Annotated in this window: 27 protein-coding genes; 23 read left to right on the top strand and 4 right to left on the bottom strand. The window is 71.9% G+C overall.

Annotated features, from left to right (window positions below):
• Positions 1–36 precede the first annotated feature (36 nt).
• From HHL19_RS35810 to HHL19_RS35800, 3 genes are all read right to left on the bottom strand, one after another.
• Entirely contained in the window at positions 37–1,530 is a 1,494-nt protein-coding gene (locus tag HHL19_RS35810; RefSeq protein ID WP_169094597.1) for a hypothetical protein, read from the bottom strand.
• A 142-nt stretch (positions 1,531–1,672) separates the two neighbouring features.
• Positions 1,673–3,046 (bottom strand): hypothetical protein, encoded by a 1,374-nt coding sequence (locus HHL19_RS35805; RefSeq protein WP_169094596.1) that lies wholly within the window; start codon positions 3,044–3,046, stop codon positions 1,673–1,675.
• Between the two features lie 203 nt (positions 3,047–3,249).
• Positions 3,250–5,655, bottom strand: coding sequence for a hypothetical protein (locus tag HHL19_RS35800; protein ID WP_169094595.1), 2,406 nt, complete (start codon positions 5,653–5,655; stop codon positions 3,250–3,252).
• Between the two features lie 270 nt (positions 5,656–5,925).
• On the opposite strand from HHL19_RS35800, the gene HHL19_RS35795 reads away from it, so the two are divergent.
• The 22 genes from HHL19_RS35795 to HHL19_RS35690 all read left to right on the top strand — a co-directional run bounded on the left by HHL19_RS35795 (position 5,926) and on the right by HHL19_RS35690 (position 19,488).
• Positions 5,926–6,195: a hypothetical protein gene (locus HHL19_RS35795; protein ID WP_169094594.1), complete on the top strand. Its 270-nt coding sequence runs from the start codon at positions 5,926–5,928 to the stop codon at positions 6,193–6,195.
• 141 nt (positions 6,196–6,336) lie between these two features.
• Complete coding sequence (locus tag HHL19_RS35790) at positions 6,337–6,627, top strand: hypothetical protein (RefSeq protein WP_169094481.1); 291 nt, start codon at positions 6,337–6,339, stop codon at positions 6,625–6,627.
• Positions 6,628–6,699: 72 nt separating this feature from the next.
• Positions 6,700–7,146, top strand: coding sequence for a hypothetical protein (locus HHL19_RS35785; protein WP_169094593.1), 447 nt, complete (start codon positions 6,700–6,702; stop codon positions 7,144–7,146).
• A 62-nt stretch (positions 7,147–7,208) separates the two neighbouring features.
• Positions 7,209–7,439: a hypothetical protein gene (locus HHL19_RS35780; RefSeq protein ID WP_169094592.1), complete on the top strand. Its 231-nt coding sequence runs from the start codon at positions 7,209–7,211 to the stop codon at positions 7,437–7,439.
• Between the two features lie 160 nt (positions 7,440–7,599).
• Positions 7,600–7,971, top strand: a complete 372-nt coding sequence (locus tag HHL19_RS35775) for a hypothetical protein (protein WP_169094591.1) — start codon at positions 7,600–7,602, stop codon at positions 7,969–7,971.
• Positions 7,972–8,053: 82 nt separating this feature from the next.
• Positions 8,054–8,572, top strand: a complete 519-nt coding sequence (locus tag HHL19_RS35770; protein WP_169094590.1) for a hypothetical protein — start codon at positions 8,054–8,056, stop codon at positions 8,570–8,572.
• A 92-nt stretch (positions 8,573–8,664) separates the two neighbouring features.
• A complete protein-coding gene (locus HHL19_RS35765; protein WP_169094589.1) occupies positions 8,665–9,189 on the top strand; it encodes a hypothetical protein in 525 nt (174 codons plus the stop codon).
• A 73-nt stretch (positions 9,190–9,262) separates the two neighbouring features.
• Entirely contained in the window at positions 9,263–9,856 is a 594-nt protein-coding gene (locus HHL19_RS35760) for a hypothetical protein (protein WP_169094588.1), read from the top strand.
• A gap of 95 nt (positions 9,857–9,951) precedes the next feature.
• Positions 9,952–10,227, top strand: a complete 276-nt coding sequence (locus tag HHL19_RS35755) for a hypothetical protein (RefSeq protein ID WP_169094587.1) — start codon at positions 9,952–9,954, stop codon at positions 10,225–10,227.
• 28 nt (positions 10,228–10,255) lie between these two features.
• A complete protein-coding gene (locus HHL19_RS35750) occupies positions 10,256–10,753 on the top strand; it encodes a hypothetical protein (protein ID WP_169094586.1) in 498 nt (165 codons plus the stop codon).
• A 29-nt stretch (positions 10,754–10,782) separates the two neighbouring features.
• Positions 10,783–11,478 (top strand): hypothetical protein, encoded by a 696-nt coding sequence (locus HHL19_RS35745; RefSeq protein WP_169094585.1) that lies wholly within the window; start codon positions 10,783–10,785, stop codon positions 11,476–11,478.
• 99 nt (positions 11,479–11,577) lie between these two features.
• A complete protein-coding gene (locus HHL19_RS38350; RefSeq protein ID WP_169094584.1) occupies positions 11,578–12,402 on the top strand; it encodes a hypothetical protein in 825 nt (274 codons plus the stop codon).
• A gap of 68 nt (positions 12,403–12,470) precedes the next feature.
• Positions 12,471–13,325: a hypothetical protein gene (locus HHL19_RS35735; protein WP_169094583.1), complete on the top strand. Its 855-nt coding sequence runs from the start codon at positions 12,471–12,473 to the stop codon at positions 13,323–13,325.
• 54 nt (positions 13,326–13,379) lie between these two features.
• Positions 13,380–13,841: a hypothetical protein gene (locus tag HHL19_RS35730; RefSeq protein WP_169094582.1), complete on the top strand. Its 462-nt coding sequence runs from the start codon at positions 13,380–13,382 to the stop codon at positions 13,839–13,841.
• 116 nt (positions 13,842–13,957) lie between these two features.
• Positions 13,958–15,313, top strand: a complete 1,356-nt coding sequence (locus HHL19_RS35725; protein ID WP_169094581.1) for a DNA cytosine methyltransferase — start codon at positions 13,958–13,960, stop codon at positions 15,311–15,313.
• A gap of 210 nt (positions 15,314–15,523) precedes the next feature.
• A complete protein-coding gene (locus HHL19_RS35720) occupies positions 15,524–15,865 on the top strand; it encodes a hypothetical protein (protein ID WP_169094580.1) in 342 nt (113 codons plus the stop codon).
• 193 nt (positions 15,866–16,058) lie between these two features.
• A complete protein-coding gene (locus tag HHL19_RS35715; RefSeq protein ID WP_169094579.1) occupies positions 16,059–16,535 on the top strand; it encodes a hypothetical protein in 477 nt (158 codons plus the stop codon).
• A 173-nt stretch (positions 16,536–16,708) separates the two neighbouring features.
• On the top strand, positions 16,709–17,017 hold the full coding sequence (locus HHL19_RS35710) for a hypothetical protein (RefSeq protein ID WP_169094578.1): 309 nt from the start codon (positions 16,709–16,711) through the stop codon (positions 17,015–17,017).
• Positions 17,018–17,114: 97 nt separating this feature from the next.
• Complete coding sequence (locus tag HHL19_RS35705; protein ID WP_169094577.1) at positions 17,115–17,516, top strand: hypothetical protein; 402 nt, start codon at positions 17,115–17,117, stop codon at positions 17,514–17,516.
• A gap of 115 nt (positions 17,517–17,631) precedes the next feature.
• On the top strand, positions 17,632–17,985 hold the full coding sequence (locus HHL19_RS35700; RefSeq protein WP_169094576.1) for an HNH endonuclease signature motif containing protein: 354 nt from the start codon (positions 17,632–17,634) through the stop codon (positions 17,983–17,985).
• 80 nt (positions 17,986–18,065) lie between these two features.
• Positions 18,066–18,539: a hypothetical protein gene (locus tag HHL19_RS35695; protein WP_169094575.1), complete on the top strand. Its 474-nt coding sequence runs from the start codon at positions 18,066–18,068 to the stop codon at positions 18,537–18,539.
• A gap of 331 nt (positions 18,540–18,870) precedes the next feature.
• Positions 18,871–19,488, top strand: a complete 618-nt coding sequence (locus HHL19_RS35690) for a hypothetical protein (RefSeq protein WP_169094574.1) — start codon at positions 18,871–18,873, stop codon at positions 19,486–19,488.
• 276 nt (positions 19,489–19,764) lie between these two features.
• Here HHL19_RS35690 and HHL19_RS35685 read toward each other — a convergent pair whose 3' ends face one another.
• Positions 19,765–20,403, bottom strand: a complete 639-nt coding sequence (locus tag HHL19_RS35685) for a hypothetical protein (RefSeq protein ID WP_169094573.1) — start codon at positions 20,401–20,403, stop codon at positions 19,765–19,767.
• A gap of 121 nt (positions 20,404–20,524) precedes the next feature.
• Between HHL19_RS35685 and HHL19_RS35680 the strand changes: the two genes are divergently transcribed.
• Positions 20,525–21,313 (top strand): hypothetical protein, encoded by a 789-nt coding sequence (locus HHL19_RS35680; RefSeq protein WP_169094572.1) that lies wholly within the window; start codon positions 20,525–20,527, stop codon positions 21,311–21,313.
• Positions 21,314–21,377 lie beyond the last annotated feature (64 nt).

Genomic DNA, 21,377 nt, shown 5'->3' with positions numbered 1-21,377 from the left:
GAAATCGTGTCTAGGGGTTGCCGAAGATCCGTCGCCTCAGCGGGGAGGGATCAAGGACTCCGCCGGCCGTACGAGCGGGCGCCCGGCCGTCGCCCGGCGCGGTCGCGGCTCCGGCAGCTCCCGCACCGGCATCCCCACCGTCCCGTCCCGGCCCGTCAACGCCGTAAACCGCTCCTCGAACCGCGGCCGCTGCTTGTCGTGCACCCCCGCCGGCGCCGCCACCAGGTACGCGGACGCCGTCGGGTAGCCGTCGCCCTCGGTCAGGTAGTGGGCCCGCTCGATCCCCGAGTGCTCGCCCGCCTCGAAGCGCATCCCGTGCTCAGCCGCCATCGCCCACACGTACGCCTCGGTCCCGGCCCGGTCACCCTCGTGCACGGTACGCACCGACCGCCACGCCTGCCCCTTCCGTGCCTCGCCCCGGCACGCCTCCGCTCCGGCACACCACGGTCCGAGCTCCGCCACGGGATGCGCCCGGGCGCAGTGCTCCGTACGGGGCTGACGGCACCACCACCGCGGCGCACGACAGTCCTGGCCGTGCCACGTCCGGCAGTCCGCCGTACGGGCCGCAAAGTAGATACGCCGCACCTCGTACACCGCATGCGGAGCACGCGCCAGGGACCGGGCAAACTCCTCAACGACGGCCGCGTTCCGCCCATCCTCGGTCAGCCGGCTCCGCAACGACGTCGTGCCGTACAGCGCGACCTTCTCGTTCAGGGCCTGGGAGACGTACTCCAGGCGCAGCACGTCCGCCGCGATCCTCGGGTGTCGCCTCAGCCGGTCCTCGTGGGCATCGCGGGAGGCGCACACCCCGCTGAAGCAACACATCGCACAGTACGACTTCCGGATGGGCTCGCCGAGCTCCTCAAGGACGTACGCCTCCACCGCGGCCCGGTCCATCCCCTCGTGGATCAGCGGATAGTACGGCTCGCACAGGGTGCGCCCGGCCGCCGCGTTCAACCCGTCCTGGATCCGAGAGTCCTTCTCCGCCCGGCCGATCTCGCCGGCGTGGTAGCCGATCGTCCGCCGGAACCACGCCGTGCCGAACTCGGCGGCCGCCCACGCGTCCAGACAGAAACCCTTCGCCCGTATCGAGCACGTCCGGTTCCCGTTGGCCATCTGGGGCACGGTCCCTGCGGAACGCAGCTCGTCCGACAACCGCCACGGGCCATGAGCGAAGACCCGGCGCGGCGCACGGGAGTCGTCCAAGATCACCACCCCGTCGGCGTCCTCCTGGCCTCCCCGGGCGATCTGCACCAGGCGCACCCTGGCGGCCCGCAGGCGCGGGAGCACCAGGCGCTCTACGTAGTCCAGGGAGTCGGGCCATTCGTCGCCGGTGACCGCATGTACGACCACCAGGTCGGACAGGTCCGGCCGGAGCCCGTACCGCTCCGGGTGGGCGAGGAACCGCAGCAGGATCGCCGTGGAGTCCGCGCCGAGTCCGTACGACAGGACGGTGACACCGGACGGGCCGGAGGCGACGGGGACGGCCGGCGAGCTGGCCGGGACGTCGAACAGGGCAGGCAGGGACATGGGCTGAGCCTTCGTGAGAGCGGCGAACGGCACACCAGGAACCCCGAGGGGGGCACCGGCGGGCGTACGGGCCGGGAGAGGGGCGTACAGGGCCCGGCGGCGCCCCTTGAAGCGGAACGGCCGCCGGGGGATGAAGCGAGACTTACGCGTCGTGGTCCTGAGCGGCGTTGGCGGCCGGGGGCGACACGATCAGCCGCCGGACCATCGGCGTGCTGGTGATGCGGTTCATCACAAGGTCGACGTACCACCCTGCGCCGCGAAGCACCTGCGCGATCTCCTCCAGCGCCGTGTTCCGCACGGGCCGAACACGGCTTGCACGGTGAAGCGGGTGCCTCTCGTCGAACGCCCCGTCGATTCCCCAATGCACTTCAAGGAGCCGGCCGACGCGGAGTCGGGTGATGAGCGCGCCCTGAGGTCCCCGCTTGCTGTACCGCTCCCGGTCCGACAACTTCTGACGGGGGACCATGGCCAGCGGCACCCCGGCCGCCCGCAGTACTTCGAGCACAGCCACAACGTTCGGATCCTGTGCGAGTCCGGGATGCGTGCCCTCCGTGTCGCCGTTCCGCCGCGCGTTCTCCGCAAGCGCCTCACCGTGCGCGGCCTCCACCAGGCGCCGCATCGCCTCCCGGATGGCTTCCCGCACCTCCCCGTAGGACGAGATCAGCCGCAGGTACGTCCCGTGGAACCCTCGACCGTGCTCCACGATCCACCCCGCCCGGTCGAACAGCTCCCCGTACGTGCTCATCCGCTCGTGCCACATGTCACCGTTGGCGTACACCGCGCTGAGCGCCACCAGGTGGCGGTTCGTCCGGAACCGAAAGCCCTCGCGGCCCTCCGCCCACTCGGAGTGTCCGGCCCTGGCAAGGATCTGCCGCGCCTGCTCCGCCGTGATCGCGTTCCGGGCCGCGTCCAGCGCTTCCAGCCGGGTTGCGTGGATTCGCTCTTCGCGGGACCCGGGCGTGAAGTACTCGACCGGGCCCGTCTCCCGGGGCTCCATGGGTGGCACGGCGGGGCGCAGCTCCCGAACCTGGCACTTCCGCACCCCGTACGTCACGCCGTCCTCGTCGGGCTCCACGGCCCGCACGCTGTACCCGCTGCCGTACCAGCCCACGATCGTGCCCTCGTACTCCGGCAGGACGAACGTGCGGCGAGACATGGACTCGTACCAGGTGCCCCGGACGATGACCCGCTGTCCGTCCTCGTACCGCTCCGCCTCCGGCTTCACCACGGCCACGGACTCCGCGCCCGTCGCCGGCCTCAGCTCCACCACGCCCTGCACGCCGTGGTAGTCGATGCGCACGCTGTGCCCGTCCTCGCCGAGGATGACCTCGACCGGGGGACGGGTGTACAGGTCGAAGCCCCCTGCCGCGCGCTGGATCTTGCCCAGCTCCCGGGCGTAGTTGACTTCCTGCACCGCCTTGGGTGAGCGGATCCGCTCCGGGGTGCCGCCGTTCACCGTCCGCATGTGATAGCCGTTCCCGGCCAGGTCCGTAACCGTCCTCGACAGAATGGTCATCAGGGGTTCCTCTCATCGGGTACCGGCGTGCTCTCGCCGGGGGATTGGGGCCGCACAAGGCCCCTTGCGTCGCCCGCCTCACAGACGAGGACGGGCGGGGTTTCTGGACTTTCTGGACCGTCCTACGCGCGCGGGCGCGTACGAGGCGTGTGGCCTGCCCGCGGCGCCGCCCGGCGGGTCCGGATCGGGCGGCGCCGGGTCGGTCAGGAGCGGTCGACGACGTAGTCGACGGGGACGTCCACCCGGAACATGGGGCCGATGGCCTTCCGGGCGTTCTCGGCGGGGTCGAGCCGGTCGTCCTGGCGGGTGAACTTCACGACCAGCGGCGGGTGTGCGGGGATGAACCCGCCCAGCGCGTTGTCGACTCCGGCCGTGATGACGGCCGTGATCTTCCCGCCGCTGCCGATGTCGGCGCGGCACTGCACGCGGACTGCGACCGGGCCGTACTCGGTACCGAGTAGCTCCTCGGGGGTGCTGTCGGCAGCGTTGTACGCGCGGGCGGCAACCCGAATCGCGGCATCCGTGGCGGGCAGGTCCGTGCCGTGCATCCGGTGGGCGCGGGGGGCGACGGCCAGGATCGCAGCGCGGCAGGCGACGAGGGCGTGGCGGGCCCGGTCGTTCGCTTCGTCCTGCTCGGTCGGGGTGCTGGCGGTCTTGAGCAGGGGCCACGCATCGTCAGCGGCGACGGCGGCCGCGTGGAGCTGGGTGTGAAGGCGGGCGGGGGCGGCGCGGCGCAGCTCCTCAACGTGGTGGGCGAGGTTCTGCACATCCCTGGGCGTCAGGGAGGCGGCTTGCATGACGGCCTTGTGGGCCGCGTGGGCGGCGAACAGGGGCGCGGCGGCCACCGGGGGCATGTTCGCAGCGATGGCCGCGCGGATGGTCGGGTACAGCTCCGGACGAGGCTGCGACCCGGAGCGCTTGAACGCCTCGCGCATCGCGTCGTCGGTGGGGGTGTCGGTTCCCTGCTCGGCCCACCAGCGGCCGGCGTAGGCGACGGCGCGCATCTGATCCTTCTCCGCGGCCCGCCGGCGCTCCTCCGCGCTGAGGGACCGGCCGCCGGTGCACGGGCCGTCGCCGTTCGTGGCGTACGGGGTGGAGCAGCCCGGGCAGTGGTCGGAGTCGTAGGCGGTGATCAGCGGCGCCGGGATGTAGCGGGCTGCCTGGCGGCCGTTGGAGACGTAGACGGTGCCGTCGGTGTCCACGGTGGCCCGGGCGGTTCCGGGGGCGTCGTCGAGTGTCCGGCGCAGGGCGAGGGCGACGTGGCCGCGCATCATGTGGGCGCCGTCGTCGTGGTTGGGCAGGATCCAGCGGCCCGCGTCGCGGAGCTGGACGAGGTAGCTGGTGTAGGGGAGGGCCACGTATGAGCGGCGGAGCTCTTCGCGGGTGAGCTCGCGTCCGGGCATGCCGTCGAGGACGGATGCGCTGGCGGGGATCGGGTCGGCGGCGAGGACCTCGGCGGCCGGGCGGCTGGGCAGGGTGCCGTACAGGCGGTGGAGGGACTCGCGGGTCACGATCAGATGGAAGTCGGGCGGGAAGGTGCGGGCGTCGCCGCTGACGCTGTCGGTGGGGACGCGGCACACCCAGTAGGCGGTCACCGAGGGGGTGCCCGGGCCGGTGTAGCGCGTCACCGTGCTTACGGTGCGCTGCTCCTGGCGGACGGCCGAGACGACGTCCATGCCGGGGCGGAGCATGTCGGCGCAGACCGGGATGGCGGTGTTGTCTGCGACGGCGGAGAACGTTCGGGCGAGGAACGCGCGGTATCCGTCGGTGATCTGGCCGGCGAGCTCGTCGTCCGTGGGCCGCTCCGGCAGCACCGAGGGGTAGTCGCCCTCGTGGACGGGCCGCAGTATCACCGTGCCGCGCGCCGGGTCCTTGTAGGAGATGAAGGCCTCATCACGGGACGCGGACATGCGACGTACGTCGCTCTTGCCGCCCATCATGGCGTGGTTGATCTCCGCGAGCGCCTCAGGGGTGGGGATGAGCTGGGGGGTGCCACCGTTGACGATGCGCAGGTGCTGGCGGTCCTGGGGTGCGGGCGTCTTGGTGCGCGCCGGGCCGGGCTGGGGGACGTAGCGGTGGGTGCCGCAGTGGACGGTTCCGTCGTCGTCCAGGTGGGTGAAGCGGCCCGCGAACCGCCGGTTGCTGACGATCTTGCGGATGTGGTCGGCGGAGAAGCCGGATCCGCGCCGGTTGTCGCCGAAGTAGAGGGCGTGGGGGGCGTTGTGGACGTCGGCGGTGCGGGGGGCGGTCTCTCGGGCGTACTCGGCGGCGGCCTGGCCCATGTCGCGGATGGCCAAGTCGATGGCGGCGAGGGTGAGGAGCTGGGTCTGGCCCGTGCTGGTTTCGGCGGTGGCGCTCACACGGCGTGCGCGGGCCCCCTTGCCGGTGCTCTTGGCCCACTGCATCACGGCGGCGGAGGCGAGGAGTTCGCGGCCGCGCTCCGTGCCGGCGAGCGGGGCCGGGACGGGGACGGTGATGCGCACGGTGTGGGTGGTGACGTCCTCGTTGGTCGTGCTCTTGACGGTGACGCTGAGGTTGAAGGCGTCGGCCAGGGTGATGAGTTCGTCGGCGCTTCGGATGTCGGTCGTCGGCGTGGTGGCAGTAGCCATGGGTGCTCCTCGGTTTGGTGTGGTCGGGATGCTCGTCCCGGCCGTGCCGTAGTGGCGAGTGCCACCGTACCCAACCGAATGAGAATGTGCAACCAAGAGAAATTAATCGGATTGGGTACCCTCCATCTCATGCCGCCTGAGCTGGTGTAACTCAGAAAGTTTCGATTCAGGGGTTGCGCTTCATTCTCCTTGGTATAACGTTCTCCTCGGCGGTTCGCGCCGCAGGGTCCCGGAGAGCACCGGGGCCGCCACCGAAACGAGGAGCACCCCATGCCCGTCAGCCTCACCAAGCCGTCCGACCTGGTCGTCGCCGCCGCCGAAGCGGTCGCAGCCGACATCCAGCGCGCCGCCATCCTCGCCCGCACCGCCCGCCTCGCGGAGCTCACCGACGCCGAGGTGAAGGAGCAGTACGCGACGTTCCGTCGGCGGGCGGAGGAGATGACCCGCCGGGAGCGCGCCATCATCCACGCCCAGCACCGGAACGACCTCGTCGGCCTCACCGTCGCCGACGTCATGCGGGAACGCCGCGAGTTCGGCTGACCCTCCCCGCACCGCCCGCCACCCCCGGCGGGCGGTGCGCCCCGCCCCCAGGCCGGCAAACCGCCGGAACAGGCGCAGGGCGCACCGCCCCACCCCCGCCCCGGAGAGCACCGGGGCCACCGCCGACGAGAGGAACACCCCATGCGTCTCCCCCGCCCCTCCACAGTCCTGTCCGGCATGGCGGCGGCCGCCATGCTCGGCGCCCTCGGGTTCATCGGCTCTTCCGACGCCACCCCGGCGGACTTTCTCCCCGAGCACAAGCGCCCCGCCGCGCCCACGGGCCTGGTCGCCCCCCGCTGGTCGGTGGAGGTCGCCCAGGGACTCGGGGACGACAACGCCGACGGCCGGATCGACGAAGACGAGAGCGGGTGGAACTGTCACCTCATGGGCAACCGCCTCTGCGGCCCCGACGCGGCCCGTACCAGCCGCTGACACCCCGCCACCCTGCCGAGGCGTCCGTGCCGCGCCCCGGCCCCCGTACGGCACACGAGAGGACCCAATCACATGGCCCGGAAGATGAGCGCCACCGAACGAGCCGCCCGCGACGTCGTGAACAAGTACGTCCGCGACGGCCTGATGGAGCGCGGGCAGGCTAACTGTGCGATCCGCGACGGACTGCACATCGCGGAGACCACCGTCCGGCGCGAGTACGTCGAAAACGGGTGGGGCTCCGCTCTGTACTACGGGCAGAAGGTCGCGGCGGCCCGCGAGGAGTTCGCCGCCGCCAAGTCCGGCTCCGTCAGTCAGCGAATGAAGGGGGCGCGCCTGTTGGCCGCCGAGATATTCGCGGCCGTGTTCGCCGTAGTGGAGGCCGAGGAGGGGCCGCGCGAGGGTGCCGAGCAGCTCACCCCGGGTCAGGCCGAGGAGGTCATGGCCACGGTGCGTGACACCGCTCGCGAGATGCGCGAGGAGTCCGCCACTCCCCGCGCTGGCCTCACCGCTGCCGCCTGACAGTCCTCCCCCGCCGGGGCGCAGCCCGCGCCCGGCCCTGTTCCCGAGATAGGAGAGGCCCCGTGAGCACTGTCCCCAGCCCTCAGGGCATCAACTGGTCCACCATGCGCCGCGCCGACTTCGACGGCAGCGCTGATGACGCCCTGGTGGACGCGGCGGATGTGCGGCGGCCCGTGGCTACCCAGCACGCGAACGGCACGGACGCCCTGTTCGGGGACGCGCCGCGCGCTCGTCGGACGCGTTCCGCACCCCAGTCGGCGAAGGCCTCCGAACCGCAGCAGCCACTGTTCTGACGAGGCGTCCGGGGTGGTGCCGGAGCGGCCCCGCACCGCCCCGGACGCCGGAGGGAGTTCGGAAAGTTCACGGGAAAGGCTTCCCTCAAGATTTACCTTGGTATAACATTCTTCTTGTTGGCGGAGAGCACCGCCGACACCACCGAACCGAGGAGCACCCATGGCCAAGCGCCACAGCACCGACCTGCGCAACCGCACCCGCGCCCACCGCGCCGCCGCCCGCGCCCGCCGCGCCACCCTCATCGCCGCGCACCGCGTCCGCACCGGAGCCCGCTCCCTCACCACCCACGTCCTGGCCGTCGGCCTCCCCTCCGAGGACGCCAAGAGCATGGTCGACACCCTCCGGAAGCACGCGAAGAAGAACGCCATCAAGGGCCGCCGCGCCCGCTCCCGCCGCACCTCCGACGGGTTCCTCCGCAAGGCCACCACCGTCTACCGCTACACCCGCGAACAGGTCGCCGCGATCGTCGCCACCTACAAGCCGCGCAAGCCCGCCTTCAAGGCCGCCCGCGCCGCGCTCGCCGCCGCCTGACCCACCCCATACCGCCGGGGCGCGGCACCCCCTCCCCCCTGCCGCGCCCCGGCCCCCCTACGCCCTCCCGAACGGAGACCCCATGCCCACCACCACGCCCCACGCCCTTCACGGCGAGGCCGCCGAGCGGGCCCGGATCATCGCCGCCACCGCCCGCAGCCGCTACGCCGACCCCACCACCATGACCGTCCTCCTCCGCATCGCCGGACTCCTCGACATCGCCGCGCTCGCCCTCGACGCCGAACAGCCCCGCCCATACATCTCCGTACCGACCGAGGTCACCGAGGCCCTGTGGAAGGCCGACACCCTCGCCGAAGAACACCCGCAGACCCGGTTCCCGGCCGACTTCACCAACTACGTCCTCCAGCCGCTCACCGGCCGCCCGCTGCCCTTCCCCGACCCGATGAACCCCTTCTCGCCGCCCCTCGCGCTGCGCGAACTCAACCTGCGCAACCGGCTCACCCAGCTGCACGACGACACGGCGCACCAGGCGGAACGGCTCGCTGGCTGGCTGGCCCAGGTGCTGCTCACCTGGCGCGACCTGATGCGCCTGGCCGACGAGGTCCGCATCGACAACGCCCGCCCCTGCAACCAGCACTGACCCGGCCCGTCGGGCGGGCCGTCACAGGATCGGCCCGCCCGACGTACCTACCTGGTGAGAGCACACCAGGGCCCGTCACCGGAGGAACACCCATGACCCACACCCCGGCCTCCCCCGCCGACGTCCTCGCCCTCTTCGCCACCGCGACCCATGAGCGCGCCGTCGACATCGCCGCGTCGACCGTCACAGTTCGCGGGGCCGACGGTACGAGCTTCGCCCTCACGCCCGGTCACATCAACGAGGTCGCACGCGTCGCGTTCACGAGCGGTCAGTGCCACGCCCTGGCCCGTGCGGTCTCCGACGCCACCGGATGGCCCATGGCTCTGCTCGCCGATGACGAGTGCATCTACGACTCCGACCTGTGCGGCGACGACGACATAGCCGAGGGCTTGTGCGCCTGCCAGCTCGACCACGTTGTTGTGGTCCACCCGAACGGCCAGCACATCGACATCAACGGCATGTTCAACCCGGGCGCGGTACCCGACTACGACGGCGCGCGCACCGTGCCCATGACCGCGCACCTGTGGCAACACCTTCTCGACTCGCCGCACTGGCGGCCGCCCGCTCTGGACGTCGCCCGCACGTTCGTGGCCCCGCTGCTCGCCTCCCTCTCCTAGCCCCGGCCGGAGAGCACCGCGCCGGACTCAGCCGCAGCCCCTCATGAACCAGAACCCGCCTGGAGGAATACCAATGCCCCACGTCCCGGCTTCCCCCGCCGACGTCCTCGCTCTCTTCGCCGCCGCGACCCATGAGCGCGCCGTCGACCTCGCTGCCCCGATGGGCTGCGCCGAGCTGGACGCCTACGCGGCCGTCCTGACCGCCGCCGGGCACCCCGACGCCGCCGTCACCGCCGTGGAGGCGCACGACGATCACGACGAGTGCCAGGGCCACGCCGTGCCCGCGCCGGTCCAGCTGTTCGACGAGCGCGGCGAGTACACACCCGCCCCGGGCACTGAGTACCCGTTCAGCGTCTCCGACATCGCCCGCGCCGCCTCACGGCTTCTCGGCCCCGACTGGCTCGCCGAGTCCGGGTACTGGGGCATCACCGGCACCCTCTCCGGCCCGTACATCGGCAAGTTCACGCTCCTGATCGACGAGGAGGGGGACCTCTACATCGAGTTCTCCCGGTACGCGGGTGACGACTGGCCCGAGGACCCGAAGCTGCCCGACGGCGTGGAGCACTGCGACGGCGGCGTGTTCCTCGTCGGGGCGTCCGCGCCCGACGGGCTCGACTTCCTCGCCGCCCAGGTCGCCGCCGCCGTCCGCGCCGTCACCGGCCGCTAGGCACCTGCTGCTGCCGTGTCCCGGGGCCGGACGTACGAGCCGCCCCGGGGCGCGGCCCCACCGCCGCCCCACCCGAGCCCGAAGGACCCGCACCCATGAGCATCACCATCGAGCCCGCCCACGGCGAAGCCACCGCCCTCCTCCTCGACCACCCGGCCATCGAGGAGATGGCCCGCGACCTCCTCGACGCCACCCCGCAGCAGCTCGCCTGCCTGGCCCACCCGGACGGCAGCCCCACCACGTTCCTCATGCTCACCGCCCGCGACCGGTTCGCCGAACGCACAACCAACGAGCACGGCCAGCACATGGGCACCATCGCGCGCGCCGTCCTCGCCCGCCTTGACGCGCTGCGAACCACCCCGACCTCCTGAGACCCGCGACCCCTGGAACGGACCCGCCATGAGCACCACGAAGTTCACACTCCCCGAGATCGTTGCCGCTCTCAACGACGGCTTCCAGATGACCGCCGCTGAGGCGCCCGTCCCTCTCCAGCACATCCGCTTCACCTGGCCCATGGCCGCGACCCTGGCACACCTGAACGACCCCCATCTGAGCCCGGGGGACGTGGACGTACTGCACGACGCGGTCAGGGACGTCATCAGCACCGAGGACGAGATCCCGGAGCCGAAAGACGACGGACGAACCTGGACCCGCTCACAGGTTGAGGCGGCGGTGAACTGGGCGATCGACGAAGGCGCCGCACACCTGCGCAAGGGAGCCCACGCCGACTACGCCGACACCTTCGCCCTGAACGCGGTCCTGACCCTCTTGGACAACCCGGACGCCACCTTCGAAGACATCACAGCCGAGTGCTTCCAGGCGTCTGCCGACTCCGTGGCCAGTGAGATCGCCCACGGGGCCGGAGACACCGCCCTGCACCAGCTGCTCTACGGCTGACCTCCCCCCTCCCCCGGAAAGGACGCCTCATGTCCAAGCTGACCTCCAGCCTGGCCACCACCTTCACCATCTTCGACCTCGCCACGGCCACCGTGCAGATCCTCGGACGGGACTGGGAGACCGTGCCGATCGGCCGATGGAAGGCCAGCGGCTCCATACGCCACCGCGACGGGCACCACGACGGCTTCACGCTCGCCGTGAGCCCGGCCGGCGAGCTGCACATCAGAAACGAAGACGCCGAGGAACTGACCACGCTCACGGACGCCGACCCCAGCACAGGACTCGCCTACGTAGCGGTCGTGGTCGCGGACGTGATCCGAGAGGAACTCGCCCGGGACGCCATCACACCGACAGGGCCGATGCCGTACGAGACGCTCCGGACCTCCTACCGCGAGATCGAACGGCTGATGGAGCAGCACGTCGACCGCGTCCTGCCCCGGCATGTTGAGGGCGCGGTGCTGGACGTGCTCGACGAGGAGACCCTCGCCGAGCACGGTGCGCCTACCCAGGCCGTCTTCGCCACCAGCGAGTTCGACGACGGATACGGCTGGTCCGTGGAGGAGGTGCTCGTCAGGTTCTCCGACGGCAGCACCCACGACGTGGAACTGGACTACGGGGACACCTGCCGGAACTTCCTGGCCGACCACGCCGCCGCGCACGAGGTGGGTGACGACAGCAAGCTCGTCGTCTCGTTCGACCCGCCCGGCTTGCAGATCACCACCTGAGCCGGCACCCGGGGCCGGGGCGCGACACAAGCGTCCCCGCCCCGGCCACATACCCCGGCCGGAGAGCACCGCGCCGGACCACCGAAGAGAAGGAACACCATGGCCACCACCTTCGTCACGAGCGTCCCGATAACCGACGCGCTCGCGGACCTCCTGCCCGCCCGCCGGGGCACGGCATGGAAGGTCGAATCCGTCCCGCCGGGCGACCGCACGGACGCCCCTACGGCCCGCCTGGTGCAGAACGGCCGCGCCCTGGAGGTGGTCACCCGCGACGACCGCGTCCAGGTCTACGCCGACCGCCCCGGCATGCTCACCACCGCGCCCGACATGGTCGTCGCCGTCACCACCCCGGCCCCGGACCTAGCCGCGCTCGTGCTCCGCGTCGTCCTGCCCCGCCTGGAGCGGGAAGCCGCCCGGACCACGGAGGCCGCCCACGGGCCGGAGCAGGTCCTCATCGACGCCGTGCAGGGCCTGAACGAGGTGACGTCCGCTCTCATCGACCACGGGGCGCACCCGGAGGGCCGGAGCCGTATCGACCGCGTCGGCGTGACGTGGGGTCTGCCCGGGGATCCCGGCTGGGGCCTGTGGGCGTTCCTGGGCTCCGGGAACCTGACGCTGTCCTACAGCAGCCCCCTGGAGGGCCTGTACGCCTTCCTGCCGGTCGTGCTGCCCTCCCCGGAAGGTCACGCCCCAGACGACGCGGGGAGCGAGTTCACCCGGCATCTGACGGGCCGGTTCCCGCAGCTCCGGTCACTCGACGACGACATGGTCGGGTTCGGGCGCCGGGACGAGCCGTCGGGGTGGATCGCGCTGCCCGACAAGGCCGAGCCGACGGACTACGCGGACGACTCCCGCCCGGTCGTCGCCGAGTTCTCCGGCCTCGGTGTCGATCTGCTGCTCACCGCCGTCGCCCACCTGGTCTGACCTTCTCCCGCCCGGCCGCGCCCCGCTCTCACCCGGGGCGCGGCCGTCTCCCGAAAGGCCCCGCCGCCATGGCCCTGCCCGCGACCGCCCCCGCCCGTCCCGACTGCCCCGCCCTCACGCTCGCCGAGCGCGTGGCCGCTCTGCTTCCCGCCCGTGCCGGCTCCGGTTGGATCGCCGAGCCCTACCGGCCGTGGTGGACGGCCCGGCATCCCGCCGCCCGCCTGGTGCAGGGCGAGCGCGCCCTGGTCCTCGTCGCCAACGGCCACAGCTGGAACACGGAGGTGGGTTGGCAGCTCCCCGGCCGGGAGCCGACCAGGCCGGACCTCGTGGTCCGCTCCACCGCCCCGGGCCGGGTCGCACGGGAGGCGCTGCGCCTGGTCCTGCCCGTCGCCGACGACGAGGCCGCCGCCAGAGTCACGGACGCGGCGGCGGCGCGGCACCGGCTGCTGTACGAGATCGGTGCCGCGATGCGTGCCCAGGGCGCGGCCACGTGGGAGCGGGCCGGGTTGCTGGTGAACGCGTCGACGGTGGCGTGGGGTGCGGGCGGGGTGCGGTACTCGGCGACCCTGCACGGCGCCAAGCCGGTGTGCGACGTGCAGATCACGGGGCCCGTGCGTGCCGTGGAGCGGGCGTGCGCCCTGTTCCTGCCCGAGCGGGCGGAGCTGACGCCGGCGCGGGCCCTGGACGGCATCGGGGGCCGGTTGGAGCGGCGTATGGCCGCGTTCCTGGGGCGGTACGTGGATGTGCAGCAGGAACCCGGTAGGGGCGGGCTGTCGTTCGGGACGCGGCCGGGGGTGTACGGGCACGCCGTTCCTGCGGCCGATCCGGGCGGCCGGGCTCACGACACGACGCCCGTGTCCGTCGAGCTGCACGGTGTCGGCGTCGACTTCCTCGTCTCCCTCGCCCCGCGCCTCACCCGCTGACCCGTACGGGCGTCCCGCGACCGACGGGGCGCCCTCTCTCCTGGAAGGACACCCATGCCTGCGAAGTCGCCGTTGGCCGCTTTCGAGACGGCCGTCGAGCACGCGCGTACCGTCGGTGGAAAGGTGCTGGCGCTCGTCGCCGCCACGCTCCACGCCCAGTTCCCGGCGGGTGCGTGTCTCGTGCTCACCCGCAGCCGTGAGGACGGCGAGACGCGTCTGTTCCCGCACTCGATCCGGGACGCCGAGGGGGTGGTGCTGCGGGACTTCGAGGAGGAGAGCAACCACGGGGGTGGGTCCGTGCTGGGCGGTGTGCCGCCGGAGCTGGCGGACCGGTGGGGGGCGCGTGACCCTGCCAGCCTGTCCGAGGTGGTCGAGGTGCTGGAGGCCGTGGAGGCCCTGGCTCCATACGCCTGCTTCGGTTTCCTGCCGGACGCTCTGCGCACGCCGGAGGAGGTGGAGAGGGAAGGGCGTGGGTGGCCCACGCCGCTGTGGTTGCCGCTGGCCCCGCTGTCCTAGGGCGGGCCCGCGCCGGGGTGTGTTCAGCTGGTGGACTACCCCAGGAATTTCCCTTGGTATAACATTCGGTGTGTTGGTGGAGAGCACCACCGACACACCGAACCGAGGAGCACCCCATGCGGACCCTGACCCCGGCCGTCGCCACCGCCGTACACGTCGGCACCCTCGCCCGCCAGAACGGGCGTCCCGTCCCACCCAACGTCATGGCCGTCCTCGACGAAGCCGCCGCACCCTACCCCGGCCGCTGGTTCCTCCCCCGCCTCCCCGGCGACCCCATCCGCGTCCTGGAGGTCTTCGCCGGCCCGGGCGGCTGGTCCGAGGGCATGACCACCGTCCTCGGCCTCAACGTCGACGTCGTCGGCATCGACATCTCCAAGGACGCGTGCGCCACCGCCCGCGCCGCCGGTCACTTCCGCATCTGCGCCGACGTCACCACCATGGACCCCGAGCACTACGCCCTGCGCGAGGTGAGCGCCGCGATCTTCGGGCCCCCGTGCCCCCCGTTCTCCCCCGCTGGCAAGCACTCCGGCCGCGAGCGGGAGAACATCGACATCCTCTGTCGCGTCCTCGCCCAGTGCTCCGAGGCGGGCGGCTTCTGCCCGCCGGATGACATCGACTACGAGTACGGCGACGACTGCGACGACCCCGACCAGTGCGAGAAGAACGGCTACCACGACGGCTTCGCGCCCCGCTCGGGCCTCACCTGGGACGACCTGCGCGCCCAGCTCGCCCCGCTCACTGACCCCCGCATCGGCCTCATGGCCGAAGTCCTCATCTGGACCTTCGGGATGCTCGCCGCCGGTGCGCTCCTGGAGTTCGTCGCCATGGAGCAGTCCCACCGCCTCCCCCAGCAGATCCTCCAGGACATCTCCCTGGAGCTGCGGGGCGGCCAGGGAGACGGCGTCTTCGCGGGCGGCGCCTACGGGGTGCTGGAGGCGTCCGAGTTCGGCCTCGCCTCCCGCCGTGAGCGCGTCTTCCTCATCGCCGGTCCGAGCACGGTCCTCCAACTCCCCGAGGCCCCCGACGTCCCCGTCACGTCGATGGCCCAGGCCCTCGGCTGGGGCCCCGGCGAGCGCATCAACACCCGGGGCGCGCGGCCTGTCGACCCGGTCACCGGCCGTCCCAAGGGCGGCAACGAGTTCTCCGCCGACCGGCCCTCCAACTGTCTGACCGGCAAGGCGCGCACCTGGTACCGGGTGAGCGACGGACTGCGCCTCACCCCCGGAGAGGCCGGTCTCCTCGTCGGCTTCCGCCCGGCGCACCCCTGGCAGGGCGCCCGCAGCAGCGCCTTTCAGCAGCCCGCCGACGTCGTCCCGCCGATCATGGCCGGGGCCGTCCTCGGAGCGCTCTTCTCCTACCGCATGCCGAACCTCCGCTGGCAGCCCCGGGTGACCGACTACACCGCCTACCTGTACCGCTGGCCCGACCTGTACGCCGGCCTCGGCAGCGACGACTTCGATACCGCCGCCTAACCCCGGCCCGGGATGTCCCGAACCGTCGGCCCCGCCCCAAGAGACGGGGCGGGGCGGGGCCGACGGTTCGGGGCCCACTATCAACGGTTCCGGGAGCAGCGCCCCCGCTTCCGGAACGCGAGAGGGCAGGGGCAGCAGGGCACGGCGTGACGTAAGGGTGCTGAGGCGGCCACGGTCCCTGCCACCAGCCCTCCCACCGAAAGGTCAGCCGTGTCCGACCACACCCACTGTCCGAAGCCGTGCCTCTGCTCCTCGCGTGTGCTGCGTGCGGCCATCATCGGCCTTTTCGGCCTCGCCTATCTGGTTCTGGCGCTCGCGGTCTTCGCTCTCGCCACCGACGCCCACGGGTCCTCGCCGGCGCCGAAGCCGTCCCCGACCACCTCGGCGACGCCCACGCCCCGACCCACCACCGCGAAGCCGACCACCGCCCCGCCCACCACGATGCCGACCACCGTCTCCCCGACCGAGCCGACCGGGGCGTCGACGCCTACGTTCTGCTCCCCCTTCGACCCCGAGTGCCCGCCTACCGGTGCGGCAGGCAGCGCCGGCTGACCGCCTCACCGCCGTACGCCGCTGCGCCCCGGGGGAAGCCCGGGGCGCAGCCGTTTCCCCCGAAAGCGCTGCTACCGGACGTGCCCGCTCGGGCTGGGGACACAAGATCCTCATGCCGTGCAGGGTGCCTCTCTGCACGGGCGCGCCCGCGGCTGCCACACGGTGGCCTCGCGCCTGGGCGGAAGGGAGCAACGTGCAGCCGCGCACGATGGAAGCACTGGAGGACTGGCGAACTGCCTGGGAGGACCAGCAGGCCGCCGCTCAGGAGGCATTCACCGCAGCCTTCCCCGCCCTCGACACGCTCGACCCACGGTGCCGTTGCTACGGTCCCACCCTGCGCTGGGCAACGCCCGGAGAGGGCGAGGGGAAGGTCTGCCTGGACGACCACGGCCGTGCCACGGCCGAGTTCGAGCACGTGCCGAAGGCCGCGGTCGGCAAGGCGCTGGAGGAGGTCTTCGGGACGAACTGGTTCGACGAAGGAGAGGCGGGGTTCGCCGGCGCAGAGCCCGGTGAGTACACCTACGAGGACGAGTCCACGTACGCGGAGTACTACATCCACGTCCACGAGACGGGTCTTGCGACGCTCTCGATCTCCTACCTGAAGATCGAGGACATCGTCGTGATCCTCGACGCCCTCGAGCAGGTGCTCGCCGAGCACCGCACGACCTGACCCTTCCGTCCAGGTCGGATCGATGGACGGATTTCCGGCAGCGGGGCGACGACCGCTTCGAGCGTCCTGGGGGCGGGGCCTGCCGTGCGACCATAGGCGCGGATCCCCGGCGGCCCGCCGCATCGTCCGGGCCGGGTCCGTGCCGTCCCCGCCTAGGAGCTCGTTCAGCCAGCGTGACCACCATCGACGAGAACGCCGACATCATCGCGGAGACCGCGAGCGTGCTGGCCGACGCCGGCCCGTGGGGCGACATGGCCATGTACGACGTCCTCGACGCGGTCGAGACGCTCAGCAGGGCGGCCGCCGACCGGCTGCCGCCCGCGGCCGCCCTCCACCTCCGTGCAGCCGCCGCGGCGGCAGCCGCCGCTGTGGGCGAACTCGACCGGGCGGCCCCGGAGCGCCCCCGGGCGGCGGCCGCGCGCCGGGGCCGAAGGCGCGGTCTGGGGCCCGGCGCCGCTGCGGCTCTTCGCCAGACGCCGTAGACGGGCCGACGCTCCGCTCCCCTTCTCGGTCCCGGCCCGGGAGAGCTCGAGGGGCAGCACGCGACCGTAGAGGCGCGCGCCTCTACGGTCCGCGCCCATGATCGCCACCAACACGCCGCCCCGCACCCGTCTCGCCGGTCTCGTCGACCGCGCCCGCAATCTCGTCGCCTCCGGCCTGTGCGCCCGGATCTCGGCCGTCCCCGACTGGACCGCCCGCCTCGACCAGTACGAGGACCTGGCCGCCGCGCCGGCCGCCGACCGCCGTGCGGCCCTGGCCGCGCTCGACGACAACACCGTCGTCGACCTCCTGGTGATCTCGCAGCTCCGGCACAACACCCCCTTCGCCCTGTGGGCCGACACCCCGACCGGGTACATGGAGGACATCCTCGGCGCACGCCCTCGAGCCGCGTACAACGGGGCGCGCCACCCGTCGCCCGCGGTGACTACGCGATCGGAGGCGAAGGGGCTCGCCACGTACCGGGGAAGCGGCACCCGCTAGCGACGCGCGACGCAAGGCGCGGCCGCCGTTCACTCTGCGCGCCTCGCCCCGGCGCACTCATCAGGGCCGTGATCACCGCGGCCCGGCGTCCGGGGCAGGCGAGGAGTCCAGCACGATGAAGGCGCGACGAAGGACCGGACCCACCGACGTGGTGAAGGCCCTGGTCCACGCCCGGGACGGCGGCGCCTGCGTGCGCTGCGGAAGCCGGGCTGGCCTGACGATCCACCACCGGGTGAACCGCGGCATGGGCGGCGCGAGGGAGGCGTGGATCAACCAGGCGCACAACCTGCTGCTCGCCTGCACGACGTGCAACAGCTGGTTCGAGGACCACCCGCGGGAGTCGTACGAGGCCGGGTGGAAGGTGCGCCGGCCGCAGCTGCCCACCGAGGTCCTGGTGCACTACCCGGACGGCCGCCTCTACGAACTCGCCCCGGACGGCGTCCGTACCGCGACGGCGGTGGCCCAATGACTGCTCCTGCTCACGCCCGTGTGGTCCCTCTGACCGCCAAGTGGTACCTCGCCGGATGGGCGGGCGGGCACCGGCTGCGCGTGCAGCTCATCCGGGCGCGTGTCGCTGGTCGAGCCCGAGTCATCGGCGCCGGTGTCTCGCTCTTCCGGTACACCATCGCCCTCGGCATGTTTGCCACACCGTGCCGTACCGCCTCCGGCTGGTCCCGTGACGTCGGCGAGCGGTTCGGCCGGTACATGATCGCTGGTTGGCGAACGGTTCGGTGCGTGCCGGTGTCGACCGGCTGGATCTGCGGCGGTGCATCCGGCCGCCGCGTCATCGGCTGCACCGTCACGGTCGCCTCTCGCACGCTGATGCTCGCGAAGCTGGCCACGCGTGCCGAGGTTCGCGCGAGCCGCGCCAACTTCGGCGACCTGCACAAGAAGGCGCCCGCGCCGTTGCCGGAGCGGCGCGGGCGGGTCCCGGCGGCGTCGGACCGCAGGAGCACCGTGGCGTACATCGCGGACTTCTTCGAGACCGTGGTCAATGCCCTGTTCTCCTGGGGGCGGCATTGATCCGGCGGGTGCTGCGCGTGGGCCCGCTCGAGGTCTGGGCGGGCCGGCTGCCGAAGGGCGCGCTCTGCGGGATCAGGCGGGCCGCTGCCACGGACACCCCTGGTGCGCCCGCTCCGGGCCAGGCCTCCGTACGGGACGGGAGCGGGTGGATCATGGGCGTGGGCGGCGCCGGGTGGGCCGTGCTCCGTTTCCGGACGGTCCCCGTAGACGACCGAAGGCCTTGACCTGCAACATTTCCCTTGGTGTAGCATTCCGTCGACGTGGCGGCATGGGGTTGCCCCAGCCGCTGCATGGCGCAGGAAGCGTCACAGTTTGGACGGAGAACAGCCAGATGCCCAAGGCTGGAATCACCTACGGCCCGCGGATCCAGGCTCCGGACTACTCCGCCATCGCCGAACAGGCGAAGGCGGCGCTCATCGAGGAGATCGGCGGGCGCAAGAAGTCTGGCGTGATCTACATCCCGCCGGAAGACCTCCTCGTTCGGGCCGCCCAGATCATCGAGCAGGCCGACGCAGAGCTCGCCGTGTACCTGAAGGAACGCGACCAGGCCCTCGCGCACCTCTGGTTCTACGAGGCCCGCCTGGGCCTGGCCGCGTCCGCCGGCCTGACGAACCGGGGCTACCGGTTCGCCCTCTCCAAGCTGCTGTTCGGCGACAAGAACCGCGAGCTGCCGACGGCGGGTTCGAGCGAGGAGCTCGCCGAGATCGGGAAGGCCCTGGGCGTCGTCCGGATCGAGGGCGCCGAACAGCATCTCCTGAAGGCCGCGCCGCTTGTGCATGCCGCGCAGACCCGCCGGGCTGAAGCCGTGCGGTTCATGCAGGACGCCGTACTGACGCTGTCGAAGCCGCCCTACGAGTGGTCCCCGGAGCAGATCGCCGAGCGGGCCGGCGTGGATCGGAAGATCATCTACAAGCAGCGGGCCGCGGCCCGCAAGCGTGAGGCCGAGTAGGCACTACGACCCCGCAGCACATCAAGCCCGGCCCCGGCAGCACCAGGGCCGGGCTTCTTGCTGCGTTTCCGCAGGTCGCACCGGGGACCAGTTTCCGGTCCCCGGTGAACCGGTCCCCGGCTTATCGGTCGCCGCCACGCCGGTCTCCGCAGACTTGGGCCCCTTTAGTAGGAAGATCAAGCACCACCATCAAGGAACTTCCGATGCCTTCGCTGCGCTCAGGCATCGGCGGGATCCGGGCCATCGGCTTCCAGAGCGTCCGCTTCGCCCAGGGGGTCAGAACCCCTGCAGCTGGAACTGCTCGTACTCGTACAGCTCGGTCGCATACCCGTGTTGCAGGGAGACCGCGAGCTGGTGGAGCGCGTTGACCTGCTCGTAGAAGTTGATGTTCTCCTGGGTCGGACGGACGGGGGCGGGCTGCTTCTTGCCGATGACGGCGTACCGGTACGCCTCGCCGTACTGGTCCTCGCTGTCGAGCCACTTCAGCGTCTTCCAGGTGGCCGGGTCGATGCGGTTGTTCGAGCCGAAGTTGCTGAGGAGGTTCAGGTACCGCTCCAGACAGTCGGCGAGCTGCCGGATGTTGTGGGTGTTCCGCAGCCGTTCCTCGATGCGCTCGGAGTCCAGGCGTTCCTCTCCCTCGTAGCCGTCACGGAGCGCGCAGCGGGCGGAGATCCGGACCAGCCACTTCAGGCTCAGCTCGATGCTGTGGCGGTACAGGTACAGGACGGGGATGGCGAGTCCGTCGTCAGGGCTCTCGAAGAACCTCGTGGCCACGAGATCGCCCGCGGTGAGGTACCCGCCGGCGATGGACAGGTCGTCTTCCCCGCGGCCGCCGAGGATCGCGATCTCGTGGTGCTCGTGCTTCGGGCGGGGAAGGTCCGGGACGTCGTCCGATACCTCGATCTCATCACTCATGGAGCACAGGATGTCGCCCGGGCCGCGGGTCGGGGCGGGTTCCACGTACCGACGTCGCGGAGCCGTGGCGCTGTGGGGGTCGAACCGTCACAGAATTCGGCCCGACGACGTTCCCTTGAGCATGACGACGAACCAGACGCCCGCAATCCCTCGCACGATGCTCCCGCCGAATCTGACCCGCCACTACTACGAGACGCTCCGCGAGCAGGCAGGCGAGGGCGGGGCGCAGATGCCCGACTGGTACCAGGTCAGCCCCGAGCGGCGGGCGTCCCTCGAGGCGGACCTCGACCTTCTTCGGCTGGCCATACGCAGGGCCGAGAAGGAGCAGGACTTCATCGCCCACCACGAGGCCTCGGCTTCCCGGCGGCCGAAGACCTGGGCCGAGGCCACGACGGTCGATCCGGTCGAGGCCGACGATGCGGCCGCCGCGGCGGACCAGGCCGTCGAGCCGGCGGCGGAGGACTGCGGTTCGTGCTTCTCCTGCCAGCTGGCCGCCGCGATCGGCAAGGCAGTGCAGGAGGCCTACACCAGCGCGCCGCCGTCCCTTCCTCTGCCGCCCGGCGTGTCCGTGCTCACCACCCGCATCAACCCCGCCCTCTCGGAAGGCCCCGCCCCGCGCCCGCACATGATGGTGGTCCAGCCGCAGGACGGCCCCCAGGAGGCCGCAGAGACCGGTCCCGGGGCGCGGGCCCTGTCCGCCCTGTGGTCGGCCGCGGAAGACGGCCTGCCGGGCTTCGAGAGCGCCTTCGGGGAGGCCACCTGGTCCCTCGAGTTCGACATGCGGCCCATCCCCGCGAGCCGGCTCCGGAACGAGCTGGCCTCCCGTGTGTCCGCGAGAAGGTTCCTCTCGCCGATGTACGAGCTCCCCCAGGAACCCGCCGGACAGCCCCCGGCCGAACCGCAGGTGTAACAGAAACCCGCGGTTCGGCGTACTAGATGTGTGGCCGGTCCACCGCCCCCACGGGCAGCAGCCG

This window comes from Streptomyces sp. R302 (genome assembly GCF_012927245.1).
Taxonomy (GTDB): domain Bacteria; phylum Actinomycetota; class Actinomycetes; order Streptomycetales; family Streptomycetaceae; genus Streptomyces.
This window is presented reverse-complemented; position numbering and strand designations above follow the sequence as displayed.

Bases quoted from the DNA above. Each gene is read 5' to 3' on its own strand.
- HHL19_RS35810 (WP_169094597.1), bottom strand. From the start codon at position 1,530: ATGTCCCTGCCTGCCCTGTTCGACGTCCCGGCCAGCTCGCCGGCCGTC.
- HHL19_RS35805 (WP_169094596.1), bottom strand. From the start codon at position 3,046: ATGACCATTCTGTCGAGGACGGTTACGGACCTGGCCGGGAACGGCTAT.
- HHL19_RS35800 (WP_169094595.1), bottom strand. From the start codon at position 5,655: ATGGCTACTGCCACCACGCCGACGACCGACATCCGAAGCGCCGACGAA.
- HHL19_RS35795 (WP_169094594.1), top strand. From the start codon at position 5,926: ATGCCCGTCAGCCTCACCAAGCCGTCCGACCTGGTCGTCGCCGCCGCC.
- HHL19_RS35790 (WP_169094481.1), top strand. From the start codon at position 6,337: ATGCGTCTCCCCCGCCCCTCCACAGTCCTGTCCGGCATGGCGGCGGCC.
- HHL19_RS35785 (WP_169094593.1), top strand. From the start codon at position 6,700: ATGGCCCGGAAGATGAGCGCCACCGAACGAGCCGCCCGCGACGTCGTG.
- HHL19_RS35775 (WP_169094591.1), top strand. From the start codon at position 7,600: ATGGCCAAGCGCCACAGCACCGACCTGCGCAACCGCACCCGCGCCCAC.
- HHL19_RS35770 (WP_169094590.1), top strand. From the start codon at position 8,054: ATGCCCACCACCACGCCCCACGCCCTTCACGGCGAGGCCGCCGAGCGG.
- HHL19_RS35765 (WP_169094589.1), top strand. From the start codon at position 8,665: ATGACCCACACCCCGGCCTCCCCCGCCGACGTCCTCGCCCTCTTCGCC.
- HHL19_RS35760 (WP_169094588.1), top strand. From the start codon at position 9,263: ATGCCCCACGTCCCGGCTTCCCCCGCCGACGTCCTCGCTCTCTTCGCC.
- HHL19_RS35755 (WP_169094587.1), top strand. From the start codon at position 9,952: ATGAGCATCACCATCGAGCCCGCCCACGGCGAAGCCACCGCCCTCCTC.
- HHL19_RS35750 (WP_169094586.1), top strand. From the start codon at position 10,256: ATGAGCACCACGAAGTTCACACTCCCCGAGATCGTTGCCGCTCTCAAC.
- HHL19_RS35745 (WP_169094585.1), top strand. From the start codon at position 10,783: ATGTCCAAGCTGACCTCCAGCCTGGCCACCACCTTCACCATCTTCGAC.
- HHL19_RS38350 (WP_169094584.1), top strand. From the start codon at position 11,578: ATGGCCACCACCTTCGTCACGAGCGTCCCGATAACCGACGCGCTCGCG.
- HHL19_RS35735 (WP_169094583.1), top strand. From the start codon at position 12,471: ATGGCCCTGCCCGCGACCGCCCCCGCCCGTCCCGACTGCCCCGCCCTC.
- HHL19_RS35730 (WP_169094582.1), top strand. From the start codon at position 13,380: ATGCCTGCGAAGTCGCCGTTGGCCGCTTTCGAGACGGCCGTCGAGCAC.
- HHL19_RS35725 (WP_169094581.1), top strand. From the start codon at position 13,958: ATGCGGACCCTGACCCCGGCCGTCGCCACCGCCGTACACGTCGGCACC.
- HHL19_RS35705 (WP_169094577.1), top strand. From the start codon at position 17,115: ATGATCGCCACCAACACGCCGCCCCGCACCCGTCTCGCCGGTCTCGTC.
- HHL19_RS35700 (WP_169094576.1), top strand. From the start codon at position 17,632: ATGAAGGCGCGACGAAGGACCGGACCCACCGACGTGGTGAAGGCCCTG.
- HHL19_RS35690 (WP_169094574.1), top strand. From the start codon at position 18,871: ATGCCCAAGGCTGGAATCACCTACGGCCCGCGGATCCAGGCTCCGGAC.
- HHL19_RS35685 (WP_169094573.1), bottom strand. From the start codon at position 20,403: ATGAGTGATGAGATCGAGGTATCGGACGACGTCCCGGACCTTCCCCGC.
- HHL19_RS35680 (WP_169094572.1), top strand. From the start codon at position 20,525: ATGACGACGAACCAGACGCCCGCAATCCCTCGCACGATGCTCCCGCCG.